The 13,227-nt window shown below is 60.2% G+C and carries 20 protein-coding genes; 17 read left to right on the top strand and 3 right to left on the bottom strand.

What is annotated here, in order from left to right; translation table 11 throughout:
* Positions 1-6 precede the first annotated feature (6 nt).
* Genes LMT64_RS13595 through LMT64_RS13565 form a run of 7 tightly spaced genes read left to right on the top strand, consistent with a single transcriptional unit; the run spans position 7 to position 5,455 of the window.
* The gene (locus LMT64_RS13595) at positions 7-2,193 is read left to right on the top strand and encodes a heavy metal translocating P-type ATPase (RefSeq protein ID WP_013615895.1); all 2,187 of its coding nucleotides are present in this window, start codon (positions 7-9) and stop codon (positions 2,191-2,193) included.
* A gap of 1 nt (position 2,194) precedes the next feature.
* Complete coding sequence (locus LMT64_RS13590) at positions 2,195-2,794, top strand: methyltransferase family protein (RefSeq protein WP_013615896.1); 600 nt, start codon at positions 2,195-2,197, stop codon at positions 2,792-2,794.
* Between the two features lie 15 nt (positions 2,795-2,809).
* Complete coding sequence (locus tag LMT64_RS13585; protein WP_013615897.1) at positions 2,810-3,076, top strand: glutaredoxin family protein; 267 nt, start codon at positions 2,810-2,812, stop codon at positions 3,074-3,076.
* The gene (locus tag LMT64_RS13580; protein ID WP_013615898.1) at positions 3,069-3,974 is read left to right on the top strand and encodes a cation diffusion facilitator family transporter; all 906 of its coding nucleotides are present in this window, start codon (positions 3,069-3,071) and stop codon (positions 3,972-3,974) included. The genes LMT64_RS13585 and LMT64_RS13580 overlap by 8 nt, the downstream gene beginning before the upstream one ends.
* Complete coding sequence (locus tag LMT64_RS13575) at positions 3,971-4,639, top strand: SCO family protein (RefSeq protein ID WP_013615899.1); 669 nt, start codon at positions 3,971-3,973, stop codon at positions 4,637-4,639. The genes LMT64_RS13580 and LMT64_RS13575 overlap by 4 nt, the downstream gene beginning before the upstream one ends.
* The gene (locus tag LMT64_RS13570; protein ID WP_013615900.1) at positions 4,636-5,037 is read left to right on the top strand and encodes an ArsR/SmtB family transcription factor; all 402 of its coding nucleotides are present in this window, start codon (positions 4,636-4,638) and stop codon (positions 5,035-5,037) included. The genes LMT64_RS13575 and LMT64_RS13570 overlap by 4 nt, the downstream gene beginning before the upstream one ends.
* The gene (locus tag LMT64_RS13565) at positions 5,024-5,455 is read left to right on the top strand and encodes a hypothetical protein (protein ID WP_013615901.1); all 432 of its coding nucleotides are present in this window, start codon (positions 5,024-5,026) and stop codon (positions 5,453-5,455) included. Before LMT64_RS13570 ends, LMT64_RS13565 begins: the two co-directional genes overlap by 14 nt.
* A 1-nt stretch (position 5,456) precedes the next feature.
* On the opposite strand, the gene LMT64_RS13560 is transcribed toward LMT64_RS13565, so the two are convergent.
* Together LMT64_RS13560 and LMT64_RS13555 are read right to left on the bottom strand one after the other, a co-directional pair.
* Positions 5,457-5,789 (bottom strand): YnfA family protein, encoded by a 333-nt coding sequence (locus LMT64_RS13560; protein WP_041223109.1) that lies wholly within the window; start codon positions 5,787-5,789, stop codon positions 5,457-5,459.
* Positions 5,790-5,854: 65 nt separating this feature from the next.
* Positions 5,855-6,100, bottom strand: coding sequence for a DUF2171 domain-containing protein (locus LMT64_RS13555; RefSeq protein WP_013615903.1), 246 nt, complete (start codon positions 6,098-6,100; stop codon positions 5,855-5,857).
* A gap of 81 nt (positions 6,101-6,181) precedes the next feature.
* On the opposite strand from LMT64_RS13555, the gene LMT64_RS13550 reads away from it, so the two are divergent.
* The 9 genes from LMT64_RS13550 (at position 6,182) to LMT64_RS13510 (ending at position 12,287) form a co-directional block, all read left to right on the top strand.
* A protein-coding gene (locus LMT64_RS13550) for an IS1 family transposase (RefSeq protein ID WP_229253600.1) occupies positions 6,182-6,882 on the top strand; the annotation gives its coding sequence in 2 pieces (ribosomal slippage) (positions 6,182-6,428 and positions 6,428-6,882; 702 coding nt in all).
* A 177-nt stretch (positions 6,883-7,059) separates the two neighbouring features.
* The gene (locus tag LMT64_RS13545; protein ID WP_013615905.1) at positions 7,060-7,533 is read left to right on the top strand and encodes a hypothetical protein; all 474 of its coding nucleotides are present in this window, start codon (positions 7,060-7,062) and stop codon (positions 7,531-7,533) included.
* 27 nt (positions 7,534-7,560) lie between these two features.
* A complete protein-coding gene (locus LMT64_RS13540; protein ID WP_013615906.1) occupies positions 7,561-7,911 on the top strand; it encodes a hypothetical protein in 351 nt (116 codons plus the stop codon).
* On the top strand, positions 7,899-8,897 hold the full coding sequence (locus LMT64_RS13535) for a hypothetical protein (protein WP_013615907.1): 999 nt from the start codon (positions 7,899-7,901) through the stop codon (positions 8,895-8,897). Before LMT64_RS13540 ends, LMT64_RS13535 begins: the two co-directional genes overlap by 13 nt.
* A gap of 31 nt (positions 8,898-8,928) precedes the next feature.
* Positions 8,929-9,354, top strand: a complete 426-nt coding sequence (locus LMT64_RS13530) for a hypothetical protein (protein ID WP_013615908.1) — start codon at positions 8,929-8,931, stop codon at positions 9,352-9,354.
* A gap of 99 nt (positions 9,355-9,453) precedes the next feature.
* The gene (locus tag LMT64_RS13525) at positions 9,454-9,891 is read left to right on the top strand and encodes a hypothetical protein (RefSeq protein WP_126352281.1); all 438 of its coding nucleotides are present in this window, start codon (positions 9,454-9,456) and stop codon (positions 9,889-9,891) included.
* 30 nt (positions 9,892-9,921) lie between these two features.
* Positions 9,922-10,164, top strand: a complete 243-nt coding sequence (locus LMT64_RS13520) for a hypothetical protein (protein ID WP_229253599.1) — start codon at positions 9,922-9,924, stop codon at positions 10,162-10,164.
* A 201-nt stretch (positions 10,165-10,365) separates the two neighbouring features.
* Positions 10,366-11,658 carry an RNA-guided endonuclease IscB gene (iscB, locus tag LMT64_RS13515; protein WP_211334188.1) on the top strand — a complete coding sequence of 431 codons (1,293 nt, stop codon included), beginning with the start codon at positions 10,366-10,368 and terminating at the stop codon, positions 11,656-11,658.
* Between the two features lie 170 nt (positions 11,659-11,828).
* Entirely contained in the window at positions 11,829-12,287 is a 459-nt protein-coding gene (locus LMT64_RS13510; RefSeq protein WP_229253598.1) for a hypothetical protein, read from the top strand.
* Between the two features lie 72 nt (positions 12,288-12,359).
* Here LMT64_RS13510 and LMT64_RS13505 read toward each other — a convergent pair whose 3' ends face one another.
* Positions 12,360-12,731 carry a hypothetical protein gene (locus LMT64_RS13505; RefSeq protein WP_126352282.1) on the bottom strand — a complete coding sequence of 124 codons (372 nt, stop codon included), beginning with the start codon at positions 12,729-12,731 and terminating at the stop codon, positions 12,360-12,362.
* Here LMT64_RS13505 and LMT64_RS14245 point away from each other — a divergent pair.
* Complete coding sequence (locus tag LMT64_RS14245; RefSeq protein ID WP_324295886.1) at positions 12,641-12,934, top strand: DUF6283 family protein; 294 nt, start codon at positions 12,641-12,643, stop codon at positions 12,932-12,934. The two genes, LMT64_RS13505 and LMT64_RS14245, sit on opposite strands and share 91 nt — an antisense overlap.
* The last annotated feature ends 293 nt before the right edge of the window (positions 12,935-13,227 follow it).

Below are 13,227 nucleotides of genomic sequence, written 5' to 3'. Positions count from 1 at the left end.
TGAGGCATGCGAGTACACGGCACCCAGCTCACTTATTTCGTGGACGGAATGGACTGCGCCTCCTGTGTGGCAAAAGTGGAAAAGATGGTGGGCACGCTTCCCGGTACGGGCGAGGTCAAAACCAGTTTCAGCAAGCAGACGCTCGCCCTGACGCTGGATGAAGCGCAAACGCCCCGCAGCACGCTGGAAAACAACTTGCGGTCACTGGGCTACGCGCCTTCGCTGGTTTCCGGTGGAGTTGCGCCTGCAGCCCATGCCGACCATGAAGGCCATGACCACGCCGAACACGGTCACGACGCGCACGGGCACAGCCACGACAACCCGGCAGACCGGGGCAAGCCCTGGTATCAGACAGGGCAGGGCAAGCTGGTGGTCAGCTCAGGGATTTTGCTGGCGCTGGCGTGGTTGTTCAGCTTCATCGAGCCGCAGTTCGCCAGGTGGGGTTACATCGCCGCCACCATCATCGGTGTGTGGCCGCTGGCGAAGAAGGCTCTGGCAAGTATGCGGTTCGGGGATTACTTCAGCATCAATCTGCTGGTGAGCCTCGCGGCGATTGGTGCAGTGGCGATTGGACAGGCGGCAGAAGGTGCAGTCGTCGTGTTCTTCTTCGCGGTGGGCGAACTGCTAGAGGGCATCGCAGCGGGCCGGGCGCGGGCGGGGATTCAGTCGCTGGCGGCCCTGGCTCCCAAGACCGCTTTGCTGCTGGAAAACGGTGCAGTGCGCGAAGTCCCTGCCGACTCGCTGCAAGTCGGTCAGACCGTGCAGGTCAACCCCGGGGCGCGGGTTCCTGCTGACGGCACCATCCTGACCGGGCGCTCCAGTCTGGACGACAGCCCGGTGACGGGCGAAAGCGTGCCCGTCGGCAAGGGGGAAGGCGACAATGTCTACGCAGGCAGCATCAACACCGACAACGTGCTGACCATCCGCGTGGACAAGGATGCTGACGACAACACTATCGCCCGGATTATCCATATGGTGGAAGAAGCTGAGGGCAGCAAAGCCCCCACCGCCCGCTTTATTGACCGCTTTAGCCGCTATTACACGCCCGGCGTGGTGGCCGTATCGGCGTTGACGGCCCTTGTTCCACCCCTTTTACTGGGCCAGGAATGGTATCCCTGGCTGTACAAAGGCATTGCCCTGCTGCTCATCGGCTGCCCCTGTGCGCTGGTGCTCAGCGTGCCTGCCGCTATTACCAGTGGCATCAGTGCGGGCACCCGGCGCGGCCTGCTGATTAAGGGAGGCGCGGCGCTGGAAAGTATTGGCACAGTCAAGACCATTGCTTTTGACAAGACCGGAACGCTGACGGCTGGCAAGCCTAAAGTGACCAATGTGGTGGGTGACAGAGCTACTGTTCTGCGCCTGGCCGCTGCTGTCGAGTCGGGCAGCAGCCACCCCCTCGCCAAAGCCATCAACGACGCCGCCAAAGCCGAGAATATTGCTGTACCCGCTGCTTCGGAAGCCCGCGCCCTGCAAGGGAAAGGCGTGGAAGCACGGGTGGAAGGCCGCCTGCTCTCGGTCAGTTCGCCCAAGTACGCTGCCGAACACACGACGTTCAGTGCGGAAGCTCAGGACACCATCACTCGCTTTGAAAGCGACGGTAAAACGGCGGTAGTGCTGCACGACGCCGCGCAGGTCATCGGCATTGTCGCCATCCGCGACGAACCCCGCGAGGATGCCAAAGCGGCCCTGGCTCAGATTCGCAACCTGGGAATTCAGACGGTGATGCTCACCGGGGACAACCAGCGTACCGGGAAAGCCATTGCCAGCGGTCTGGGTCTGGACGTGCAGGCCGAACTGATGCCCGAAGACAAGCTGAAGCTGATTGACCAGTACAAAGCCAATGGCGGTGTAGCGATGGTGGGCGACGGCATCAACGACGCGCCCGCCCTGGCCCGCTCGGACGTGGGGATTGCGATGGGTGGCGGCACCGACGTGGCGCTGGAAACCGCCGACGCCGCCTTGCTGCGGGAAAAAGTGCAGGGGGTGGCCGAGCTGGTGGGCCTGTCCCGCGATACAATGGCGAACATCAAGCAGAACATCGCCTTCGCGCTGGGCCTGAAAGCCATTTTCCTGGTGACGACTCTGCTGGGCTACACCAACCTGTGGATGGCGATTCTGGCCGACACGGGCGCAACCGCCATCGTCACCGCCAACGCTCTGAGATTGCTGCGCTGGAAAGGAAGGAGTGCCTGATATGAACAGCGCTTCCCTCATGCTCCTGGCTTACATGCTGCTGTACTTCGCGGTGGCGTTCGTTTGGCGCAGCTTGCAACTGTGGCGTACCACGGGCGTGAACCCGATGGTGCTCCCCTTTGATGACTCGGCACACGGGTACGTGGGGCGGGCCATGAGGTTCGTGCTGCTCGGCGTGCTGGGCGTGGTGCTGCTGTTTACCTTCACGCCGCACCTGTTGGCCTGGCTGGGGCCAATCGTTCCCCTTATTCGCACTGAACTGCGTCTGCTGGGCTGGGGGCTGCTGCTGGCTTCACTGGTGTGGATCGCGGTGGCGCAGGGGGCAATGGGCGCGTCCTGGCGGATCGGCATTGACCGCAACAACAGAACCGAACTGATCCAGCGTGGCCCGTTTGCTCTGTCCCGCAATCCTATTTTTCTGGGCATGCGTGTGAACCTGCTGGGTCTGTTCCTGGTGCTGCCCAACGCCGCAACCCTGGCTGTATTCATTGCCGGGGAGGTCTTGATGCAGGTGCAGGTTCGGTTGGAAGAAGCGCACCTGGGAAGCCTGCACGGCGCACAGTACGACACTTACCGCCAGCAGGTGCGCCGCTGGCTTTAACGACTGGAGAACCAAATGAAGAATCTGGAAGTCACCCTCTACACTGTTCCTGACTGCGCCGACTGCGAGGCCATCAAACGTTTGCTGAAGCGCGAGAACGTGCCGTTCACCGAGAAGAACGTGCGCGGCGATCCTGAAGCCCTGGCGGAAATGCAACTCAGAGCGGACGGCGTGCGCATCGCCCCAGTCACCATGATCGGTCAGCAGGCGTTCTACGGGCGTTTCGATGAGCAGCGGCCACAGATTCTGGCGGCACTGGCTGAGGCTCAAAATCATGGCTGAAGGTCACAGTCACAGTGGGGGCCACAGTCACGGCAAGGACGCCAACGCCCGTCAACTCACGATTGCGCTGGCCCTCACTGGAACTTTTCTGGTGGTGGAAGTCGTGTACGGCATCCTGTCCGGCAGTCTGGCGCTGCTCTCGGACGCTGGACACATGCTGACCGACGTGGCCGCCCTGGCCCTGTCCCTCTTCGCCATCAGGATGGGTCAGCGGGCCGCAGATAAACGCCGCACGTTCGGGTATCGCCGCACCGAGATTCTGGCGGCGGCCCTGAACGCTGGGGCGCTGTTTGCTATCGGGTTTTACATCCTCTTTGAAGCGTACAAACGCCTGACCGAACCCGTGGCCGTGCAGACCACTTCCATGCTGATTGTGGCGACCCTGGGCCTCATCGTGAACATCATCAGCGCCCGCGTGCTGGTGGGCGGCAGCGAAGGCAGCCTGAACATCAAATCGGCGTATCTGGAAGTGATGGGCGACCTGCTTGGCTCGGTGGCGGTCATCATCGGGGCTATTCTGATTCGCTTGACGGGCCTTACCTGGATTGACCCGGTGCTGGGCGCACTGATCGGCCTGTGGGTGCTACCCCGCACCTGGATACTGCTCAAGGCCAGCGTGAATGTGCTGCTGGAAGGCGTGCCAGACGGTCTGGATTTGGATAGCCTCCGCGCCGAACTCGCGGCCCTGCCAGACGTGCAGGAAGTCCATGACCTGCACGTCTGGAGCGTCACCAGCGGGGAGAATAACCTGACCGTTCACCTCGTAAGTGCTGACCCTGGCCCAAACCTGACTGCTGAAGTAAGCGAAATTGCCGAGAAGTACGAGATTGAGCATGTCACCGTGCAGATGGAAGCACCCGGCTTTCACACGGGCAGCCATATGGAGCTTCACCCATGACCCAGAACGATACAACGCCTCCCGTCCCTCCAGAACCAGCCCACCAACCCCGCTCCTGGATAAAGTCCGCGACGCTGGCCCTGTTCGCCGTGTCAGCGGTGCTGGGTGGCACTCTGCTCTATACCAAAGTCAGGAATCCTTTGTCGCTGTACGGCACGGCCTATGCTGCTGGAACGCCCGCGCCCACGCTGGCCGGAACAGGTGAGGACGGTCAGCCACTGGCTCTGAGCGACCTGAAGGGCAAGACAGTGGCGGTATTTTTTGGCTTCCTGCATTGCCCGGATTTCTGCCCGACGACGCTGGCGGCGCTGGAACGGGTGCGGCAGGCTCTGCCGAAAGACAAACAGGCTGACTTCGTGCCGCTGCTGGTTTCCGTTGACCCCAAGCGCGACACGGTGGCAAGTATCAACGAGTACGTCAAATTCTTCAATCCGCAGGCCAAAGGGATGCGAATTCCTGAACCGCAACTGTCCGCAACAGCCAAAGCGTGGGGGGCAGGGTATCAGTACAGTGAGTCGAAAGGGCCGCGTGAATACGAGGTCAGTCACACGACTGGCACCTACCTGGTAGACAAGGCAGGCAAGCTGCGCCTGGTCTGGGATTACACCCAGGTGAATACCAATACCAGGCGGGTGGCGCAGGATGTGCTGGCGGTGATGGAATGAGCCTGCGTGCAACGCCTTACAATGCTCTGGTGACTGCACCGACCACCCAATCTGCCGATGTCTGCGAGGTGGCCTGTGTTCACCCGGAAGCTGTCGTGCTGGCAAAGTCAGCTCTGCCGGATGAACGCTGCGCCACTGAGGCCACCAATTTCCTGAAACTGCTGGGCGACACGACCCGGCTAAAAATCCTGAGCGCACTGCAGACCACCGAGCTGTGTGTCTGCGATCTCGCTTCTGTGGTGGGCATCAGCGAAAGTGCGGTCAGCCATCAGTTGCGCCTGCTGCGGACTGGGCGGCTGGTGGCCTTTCGTAAAGAGGGCCGGGTAGTGTATTACCGCCTGGCCGACGAACACGTCACCACGCTCATTCGCAGCGCCCTGGAACATGCGCGCGAGTGAGCGGCGCTCTGTTTTGTGGTTACTGGCGGCCATTGTCCTGACCGCAGGGCTGGCCTACGCCTGGTGGCAAACCATAGGTCACTGGCAAACCGCCCTGTACTGCATTGGTAGGAAGGGAACCGTCTGGAACGGTCTTTTTGCCGTGCCTGCTGGGATGAAACCCCAGTGTCCGCAGTCCCCGTCCTACCGCCAGGAAGTCAGAGATGGACAAACCCGCGTCGAGCAGTACCGTATACAGGGCTGGCAGCCACGGTCACTCATCGAACCACTGAAACAAGCCGGATTCGCCCAACTGGAGGACGAAATCGAAGGGCCGAACCACTACTCGGTGTTCATGGGCCGCAATGCCCCGGCTGAGCTGTTTTACACCGCTGTAGCGGACGGGCAGGACACGTTGATTACCCTGAGCGGCAAGTAAATCAGACAGTTCTGGGCCAGTAGGCAATCACAGCCGCGCCCAGCAGGGCAAGAAAAGCTCCGACCAGACTGGGAGTATCCGGCGTTCTGCCGTCCACCAGCCAGCCCCAGAGTAGCGACAGCACAATGAAAACACCGCCATACGCTGCGTACACCCGACCGAAATCCAGAATCTGCGGCTGCAAGGTCAGCAAAATGCCGTACAGCACCAGAATCAGTGCACCCAGCACGCCCAGCCAGATGCTTTTTCCCTCGCGTAGCCACAACCACACCAGATAACCGCCGCCGATTTCTGCGAGACCAGCCAGCAGGAACAGCAACACGGACTTCAGCATCAGTCTGACCATAGCAGCAAAAAAGGCACCCGTTCTGGATGCCTTCTTCGTTTCTGGCAATTATTTTACTTGCGGTGTTCAGGATGCGGGTCTTCACTGAGCATCTGCTGCTTCACTTCTTCATGCTTCAATTTCAGGTGGACATGCTGGTCAACATGGTCAACTGTGCTCAGGGGGAGCCAGTGATGCTGTCCATGAGCGTCCTTGGTAATCTTGATGTACTCGCCGTCGAGGTGGTCAACTTTACCGTGTTCGTTGCCGTCGGCGCAGAGGATGGGCATATCTGCCTTGATCTGGTCTCCCATGGTCATATGGTGCCTCCTGTGTCCTGAGCGTAACTGCGGCCATTGCCTATCCCGGTAGTGGCTGTAAAGACGTGATTTACTAACAGGATGCCGGAGTGTCCAGCCTGTCAAAGTGAACGTACTGTCAAAAATGGGAAGGCCAAAAATGGCACCCAGACCTACTTGTGTAAGGAATGTGGTCGTCGCTTCCACCCGGAAGCTCGCCCTGTAGCCCACAGTGAAGCGACCCGACAACAGATTCTCGATGCCGTCCACGAACGGATGAGTCTCAGAGGCGTGCAGCGCGTATTTGGGGTACACCGCAACACCGTGATTCGGTGGATAAAAAGAAGCTCAGTGAAGTGAGGCAGACCGTACCGGTCTGCCTCACGCCTCCAGAAGAAGTCATCGTTGAGTTGGATGAAATGTGGACCTTCGTTGCCAAGAAAAAACAGGCAAGGTGGCTCTGGATTGCTCTGGAGCGCAGCACCCGCAGGGTGCTGGCCTGGGTCCTGGGTGACAGGAGTGAGCAAACAGCGTTCAAGCTCTGGGAGCGCTTACCGTTGTCCCTTGAGCAGCGGCTGAAAGGGACGTTTTGCACCGATCTGTGGCGAGCCTATGATGAGCCACTCTTGGGAGTAAAGCGGCTGACCCGGAAGGGAGAAACGAATCACGTCGAACGATTTAACTGCACGCTGAGACAGCGGTTGGGTCGGCTCGTTCGTAAGTCGTTGTCTTTCTCAAAGACGGATGAAATGCTCGAAGCCAGCCTGACTCTGGCTTTGCATCGTTACAACTTGTCACGTTGATGCAGCCACTACCCAAAACCATTGCTCGCTCCGAATCCTCGCGGCAGAATGCCCTTTGGCTTTGAGCTGCAGCACATCATAAGACAACACGCGACTTTGATGGTGCATTACCGCTCTCAGCATGGAAAAAGAATACACCACCTTGAACTAGGCGTTAGACAGCCTTACTCTAAGTCAATGTACAAACGCCTCAGTGAACAAGTGCAGTCCCTCGTGAACCCACAGCGCAGCGATACCTTTATCAAGCGTTTCCGTGAAGCGGTACGGACGGGGCAAATCAAGGCCATCAACCTGCCCAGTGAACGTTTCACCATGCCCAAGCAGTACACCCGCCGTGGGAAGACCGGCACTTATCAGAAGGACACCAAAGAAATGCTCTTTGAAGTGACTCCTGAATTTGAAGCCTGGTTCGAAGAGCAGAACAAAGACCTGGCCGTCTCCCGCCAGGGTGGACAGGTCAAGGTCACAGAAGAAACCCTCGCCGCTGGACTGGTGGACTTCGGCGCGCTGGCCCGTGAAACCCAGGCCAAAATGCAGGCCAGTTACGAAAAAGGCCAGCTGCTGGGCAAGAGCCGGGGTGCCAAGAGCAAGCCGGGGGGTGCCAAGAGCAAGCCGGCGGCACGTTCCCGCACCCGCAAAGCGGGCGCATAACCCTCACGCGGGCGTGAGGCAAGCGGTATGACTTCTCCCTCCAATCCCCGGCGCGGCTTCCAGATCCTCACCCTGGGCCCGCTCCTCACGCTCGCCACCTTGACCGCGGCAACACTGACGCCTCTGGTCCCACCTCACGCCTTCTTGCTGTGGGTCGCGCTGAGCGGCATCCTGCTGCGGCGCTTCTGCTTGCCTGCAGTGAAGGACGCCGCTGCCGCCCGCAAGCTCCGCCGCCTGTCCATGGGCTACAGCGTCCTGGTCTGCGTGGTCGTTGCCGCGACTGGCGGCTTTCCCGGTGTGGTGCTCGCCGCCTGTGCACTGCCCGCGCTGCTGTGGGCCGAGCGCAGCGGAAAGCAGGTGCAGCCATGTACGACCTGACAGAACTTCCGCCAGACCTGTACCCGGAGCTGCAGGCCGCCTGGCCTGAGATCCTTGAGAGCGAATTCACACCGGCCCCTGACGCCCTCTTGCCGGAGCTTCCTGCCCTGCAGCGTGGCTTCCGGCGTGGCGACCGGCTGGTCTTCTACCGGGTTCCCGCACGGGGGGAAAGCAGCGGCCACTTCTCAGCCGGCATCCTGCGCGGTGGCTACGTCTTCGGCTGGAACGAGGAACACGGCAAAGTGATGCCCATCAGGCCACAGGAATGGGACTTGGAGCTGCCGCTTGCGGAGTTCGCACCGCGTCACTTCCCGGTCATCAGTGCTACCGCTTCAGGCCTGCAGGCCGGGTGGGAGCAGAGCGTGCTGCTGGACACCGAGTTCGCCCGGTACATGGACGCCCTGACGCTTCAGCACTGGTCGCCGGGCCGGATGTACCTGCATCACCGCTGGCCCTACCTGCTGGGTGCGGGCCTTGCAGCGCTGATGCTGCTGGTCTGTTTCCGGTATGGGATGGTGACCAAAGATGCTCCGGAGCGCACCCTGACCCTGCTGCTGCTGCTCCCGCTGGGCGCGCTACTGTACCTGCAGATTCGCAGTTACCGCCGCCACACGCCTGTGTTCCGCGCCCTGGCGGACGGCGTGCCTTACGATTTTTCCCGCTACAGTGACCTGAAGGGGTCTATCACGGCCTGGGAACGGGACGTCCTGAACAGACTGTGGCGCAGCCGCTGGCAACCGCACGCCCTGCGCCTGGACGGCACGTCCACGCTGGCCAGTGCTGAACAGGTCCAGCAGACGACACTGCAGGAAATGCTTGCGGACCTGGAGGGGTACGAGCCTGATGGTGCGGAAGAACGGGCGTTGCTCGAACGGCACCGCGCAAGGCTGCGGGAAGCGGTAGAGCGCCGCGAAAGCCCGGACGCACCGGGGCTGAAAGAGACCATCGCCTATCAGCAGGCGTACCTGCGCGAGATTGGGGACTGAACCAACCAGATTCGCAGGCACGCTAAGAGGTATGGAACCCCTGCGGCAGGAATTCACTCCTGAGGACGCCACCCTGATGTTTCTCGCGCTGGGCATCTATGACCAGGTGCACGGCACCAAAGCAGAGGATGAGCAGGGCAGGGTGCTGCGGCTGATGGACCTTCTCGGACGTGCCTGTACACTTCCCAGTCGCGCCAACCACTTCATGCTGGAAGACCTGCTGACCTTGCTGCGTGCCCTGGTCCTGACCACGGTTTCAATACACCACGGAGCAGTGGTCTTGAAAGAGGAGACTGGGCGTGACGTGTCGGCTGGCATGGCTTCTGATGCCAAGCAGCTCGCGGGGCGACTTGCCGGTCTGCTGGGCACGCCCCAGCTGGTTTCCCAGCTCACGCGGTGGGCCGAGCAGCTGCTTGCGGAAATCGTCACCCGAAAACATGCGTCCCACACAGCCTGAAATCCTCTTGCCCACAGAATGGACGAGAAGGGGCCTCGAAACGCTGCCGAGGGGTACAGGTGCCCCCAAATACCACTTGATCATCACTGAGGAGAACCTATGAACAATCCATCTCTATACGAAGAGGCTGCTTCGGTCATCGAAGACCTGAAAAGTGCGGTGCTGGGTGCCCTGGGCGGCCAGCCGGTCCGGATGTTGGACGAGCGGCTGGTGATCGCCCATCAGGTCGGGGCCAGGCTGAAAGCGGCGGCGGGCGAGGTCCCGGTGCTGACGCGGGAGGCTGTTTCTGGGGGTGAGTTCCAGTTGGTGCAGGATTCGGCGGGTGTGCAGGGCCAGTGGCGTGGGCACCCGGGTGATGCTTGGCAAACGGTTCCGGCACGCTTTTTGATTCCGGAGGCGGAGAGTTTCACCGTGCTGGCGCTGCCTTCGGACGTTGAGGGGCTGGCGGGGCTGCTGGGTGAGCTCAGCCCGCAGCTGGGGAGGCTGAGCGGGAGGATGCGGCGGCATTTGCAGGCGAGTGAGGAGGAAGAGGGCTGAACCAACCAGATTCGCACGCACACTGAGGGCATGAGTTACGAACGAGCCACACATGTCATTCCCGACCGTGACCAGCGCAAAGTACTGAGAGAACTGTTGCGGGTGCCGCACAAACTGCACGCGCCCGTAACGCCTGAACAGGTGCTGCGTCTTCCGCTGGTCCGTCAGCTTGCCGCTTACATTCCGCGTGAGCTGCTGCATCTGCATGTCGCCCAGGGCCCTGAGGGCGAACGGTCGGTGATCTACCTGACCTGTAACGAATCCCCGGCCTGAAGGCCGAGGCATTTCAGCCTTATTCGTTACCCGAGGACTCTTGCGAGTAAACGATGTTCAGGCCACCACACCTTCAGATGCCTCGCCAGTCGGAAGCTCTGTGTTTGCAAACAAAGAAAGCCGGGAAGGGAAACCCCGCGCCCCTGAATGCAAAGCGACAAACCTGAACATGCCCCTCTAGGCGAACTTTACATGGCGCTTATGCGCAACAAGGAAACCATGTCTAACCGAGTCTTCGTTCTTAACCCAGATAAAACCCCGCTGATGCCCTGCACGGCAAAGCGGGCGAGGAAGATGTTGGAAGCGGGTAAAGCCGCCATTTGGCGGCGCTATCCCTTCACCATCATCCTCAAGTCTGAAGCGGCCAAGCAGTCCCAGCCTCTTGCCCTCAAGCTAGACCCCGGCTCCAAGACCACGGGGATGGCCCTGGTCATGGAAGGGAAGACTGGGCGGCAAGTTGTATGGGGCGCAGAACTCCAGCACCGAGGCAGAGCAATTCGGGACGCCCTGACCAGTCGGCGGCAACTCCGCTCCAGTCGGCGGAGCCGTAAGCTTCGCCACCGACCCGCCCGATTTCTGAACCGCACGAAGCCTACTGGCTGGCTGCCCCCTTCCCTGATGCACCGGGTGCTGACGGTCATCTCTTGGGCGAAGAGGCTGGACCGCTTCACGATGCTGAATTCCTTCAGCATGGAGTTGGTCAGCTTTGATACCCAGAAGATGATGAATCCTGATATTCAGCGCCAGGACTACCAGCGCGGGACACTTTTTGGAACTGAGGTCAGGGCCTATCTGATGCACAAATGGGAAGGCAAATGTGCCTACTGCCAGAAGGAAGGCTCGTTGGAAGTAGAGCACCTAGTTCCCCGGAGTCGAGGCGGCTCCAACCGCATCTCCAACCTGATCATGTCCTGCCGCAAGTGCAACGAGGCCAAAGGCGCACAGCACCTGGAGGCATTCCTCAAACGTAAACCCGCCCAACTTCGCCGCATTCAGGCTCAGCAGCAAGCGAGCCTTGCCGATACTGCTGCTGTCAACGCCACCAAGTACCGCCTGTTGGATGAGTTGAAGTCCTTTGGCTACCCCGTAGAGACGGGTTCAGGAGCGCAGACGAGCTTCAACCGCCAGCAGCAGGGCTACGACAAGGCGCACTGGATTGATGCCGCCTGCGTCGGGGCCTCCGGCGAGAAGGTGCAGGTGAAGCCCCTGGAACCGCTGAATATCACCTGCATGGGAAGAGGAAGCAGACAGATGTGTGGCACCAATAAATACGGTTTTCCTATCCGGCACCGTACTCGTCAGAAAGTCTTCTTTGGTTTTCAGACCGGAGACATCGTTCGGGGCGTCGTTACGACCGGGAAGAAGGCGGGAGTGTACACCGGGCGGGTTTCGGTGCGGGCGACTGGCAGCTTCAAGCTCCCGCAGGTGGACGGCGTCCACCACCGCTTCTTCTCAATCCTGCATAAAGCAGATGGCTATGGCTACAACTTTTGAGCGCACCCTGACGGGCGCGGCCCCATTCCTCCCCGGTTTGAAAACCGGGGCATCCTGGAGCTGGCTGTGAAGGTCAGTTTATCGGCGGGACGCTGCCGGCCTCAGCGGGTCAGCCTACGGAGTGGAGGTGGGCCGAGCTGAATGATCTGGTGGATGTCTTGTGGGAGGCCGTGGGCGCCGCACCCGAACCTTTCTTGCTGGAGCCGGTGCGGGAGGTCATCGAGACCAAGGAGTATACGGGTCTGTGCGGGGGCCAGTTAAGCCTGCAGCACATTCTTGGCCCGCATGTGCGCATTGTCCATGTACGTGAGGTCTGGCCTCTGAGGGAGTGGTCATCGCTCCTGAGCGAGTGGGATGTCGTCTGCACGGTTGACCATCTGATGCCGGGATGGACGCGACCTCCCGTGGACCTCAGTGACCTGAAGGTCACACCGCATTACCTCTGCTGGCGCGGGGGGCATCAGCAGTACAACTGGGACCCTGAGGAGGAGGCCTGGGTCACGCGCCGGCGCACAGAGGCGGAGGAACCAGAGCGGGGGTGGGAACAAATGCAATCTTTAGAACAATCTGAGGTTTTTCAGGAAGTTGATTGGACTGGCTTGGACGATCTGGACGAGTATATTCCCTAAGAATTGTTAGGGAATATAAATTTCTTAGAGACAACAAAAGCCCCGCCAAAGCGGGGCAGCGGAGTTGTCAGGTCATGGCAGGGCGTAACAGACCGTCTCTCTGGAGTTGCGGAAGCACTCGATGGCCATGTGACCATCCAGGGCATCCCGCTGATATTCGTAGGGGATGGGCTGGAAATCGTCTTTGTGGAGCATCACGCGGCTGGCAACCAGATTATTCAGGATCAGATTGTCGTTCACGGTAGATGGGCGCACCACATGCTTGACCTTGCCCCAAGTAATGACGTAGTTGGCACCGGAGTCCGTCTTGATCTGGCAAGGAATCCGCTTGGAAGCCGCCGAGGGATTCTGATTTGCCTTCAGAGCATAGCAGTACCCACTTTGCGTCTGCGCCAGAGCAGCGGGGAGGAGGGCCAGAGTCAAAGCGGCGAAGAGGTTACGCATACATAGAGTTTACTTTGACGCTTCCCCTAACCGCATCGAAAAAGAGCGGAGCAGGAGCGAGACTTTCACACAGGCTCAAATACATCCAGGGGGACATCGGCCACGTCCATGACGGCGGCCACCAGCTCCACGACTCCTACCGGGCGATGGCCATAGCAAACGGCGTTAGTCCGGACGACCCCGTCTTGGCAGACTGCCGGTAACGCATACGACCCCTTTGGGGGATTTGAAAATGGGATCTCGGTTTCACCGTCTCAGACGGTATTCTCAATATACGACCCCTTTGGGGGACTCGCAGAACGTCGTGCGACCCCTTTGCCGGGTCCATCTACGACCCCTTTGGGGGAAAGAGGCATTTCTACCGTCAGGGACGCTTAATACGCTTGTTCTGTTCATGTAGGGCAGAGATACGACCCCTTTGGAGATTTTGGGGAGAAACCATACGACCCCTTTGGGGGGAAATGGGGGAAATGTACGACCCCTTTGGGGGATTTGG

The sequence above is a fragment of the Deinococcus radiophilus genome (assembly GCF_020889625.1).
Taxonomy (GTDB): Bacteria; Deinococcota; Deinococci; order Deinococcales; family Deinococcaceae; genus Deinococcus; species Deinococcus radiophilus.
The sequence above is the reverse complement of the archived record's forward strand: the minus strand, read 5'-3'. Positions and strand labels throughout refer to the sequence as shown.

Coding starts and splice junctions, on each gene's coding strand:
- LMT64_RS13595 (WP_013615895.1), top strand. CDS start 7: ATGCGAGTACACGGCACCCAGCTCACTTATTTCGTGGACGGAATGGAC.
- LMT64_RS13530 (WP_013615908.1), top strand. CDS start 8,929: ATGGAACCCCTGCGGCAGGAATTCACTCCTGAGGACGCCACCCTGATG.
- iscB (WP_211334188.1), top strand. CDS start 10,366: ATGCGCAACAAGGAAACCATGTCTAACCGAGTCTTCGTTCTTAACCCA.
- LMT64_RS13555 (WP_013615903.1), bottom strand. CDS start 6,100: ATGACCATGGGAGACCAGATCAAGGCAGATATGCCCATCCTCTGCGCC.
- LMT64_RS13525 (WP_126352281.1), top strand. CDS start 9,454: ATGAACAATCCATCTCTATACGAAGAGGCTGCTTCGGTCATCGAAGAC.
- LMT64_RS13505 (WP_126352282.1), bottom strand. CDS start 12,731: ATGCGTAACCTCTTCGCCGCTTTGACTCTGGCCCTCCTCCCCGCTGCT.
- LMT64_RS13565 (WP_013615901.1), top strand. CDS start 5,024: ATGCGCGCGAGTGAGCGGCGCTCTGTTTTGTGGTTACTGGCGGCCATT.
- LMT64_RS13580 (WP_013615898.1), top strand. CDS start 3,069: ATGGCTGAAGGTCACAGTCACAGTGGGGGCCACAGTCACGGCAAGGAC.
- LMT64_RS13540 (WP_013615906.1), top strand. CDS start 7,561: ATGACTTCTCCCTCCAATCCCCGGCGCGGCTTCCAGATCCTCACCCTG.
- LMT64_RS13570 (WP_013615900.1), top strand. CDS start 4,636: ATGAGCCTGCGTGCAACGCCTTACAATGCTCTGGTGACTGCACCGACC.
- LMT64_RS13585 (WP_013615897.1), top strand. CDS start 2,810: ATGAAGAATCTGGAAGTCACCCTCTACACTGTTCCTGACTGCGCCGAC.
- LMT64_RS13575 (WP_013615899.1), top strand. CDS start 3,971: ATGACCCAGAACGATACAACGCCTCCCGTCCCTCCAGAACCAGCCCAC.
- LMT64_RS13590 (WP_013615896.1), top strand. CDS start 2,195: ATGAACAGCGCTTCCCTCATGCTCCTGGCTTACATGCTGCTGTACTTC.
- LMT64_RS13535 (WP_013615907.1), top strand. CDS start 7,899: ATGTACGACCTGACAGAACTTCCGCCAGACCTGTACCCGGAGCTGCAG.
- LMT64_RS13560 (WP_041223109.1), bottom strand. CDS start 5,789: ATGCTGAAGTCCGTGTTGCTGTTCCTGCTGGCTGGTCTCGCAGAAATC.
- LMT64_RS13545 (WP_013615905.1), top strand. CDS start 7,060: ATGTACAAACGCCTCAGTGAACAAGTGCAGTCCCTCGTGAACCCACAG.
- LMT64_RS13520 (WP_229253599.1), top strand. CDS start 9,922: ATGAGTTACGAACGAGCCACACATGTCATTCCCGACCGTGACCAGCGC.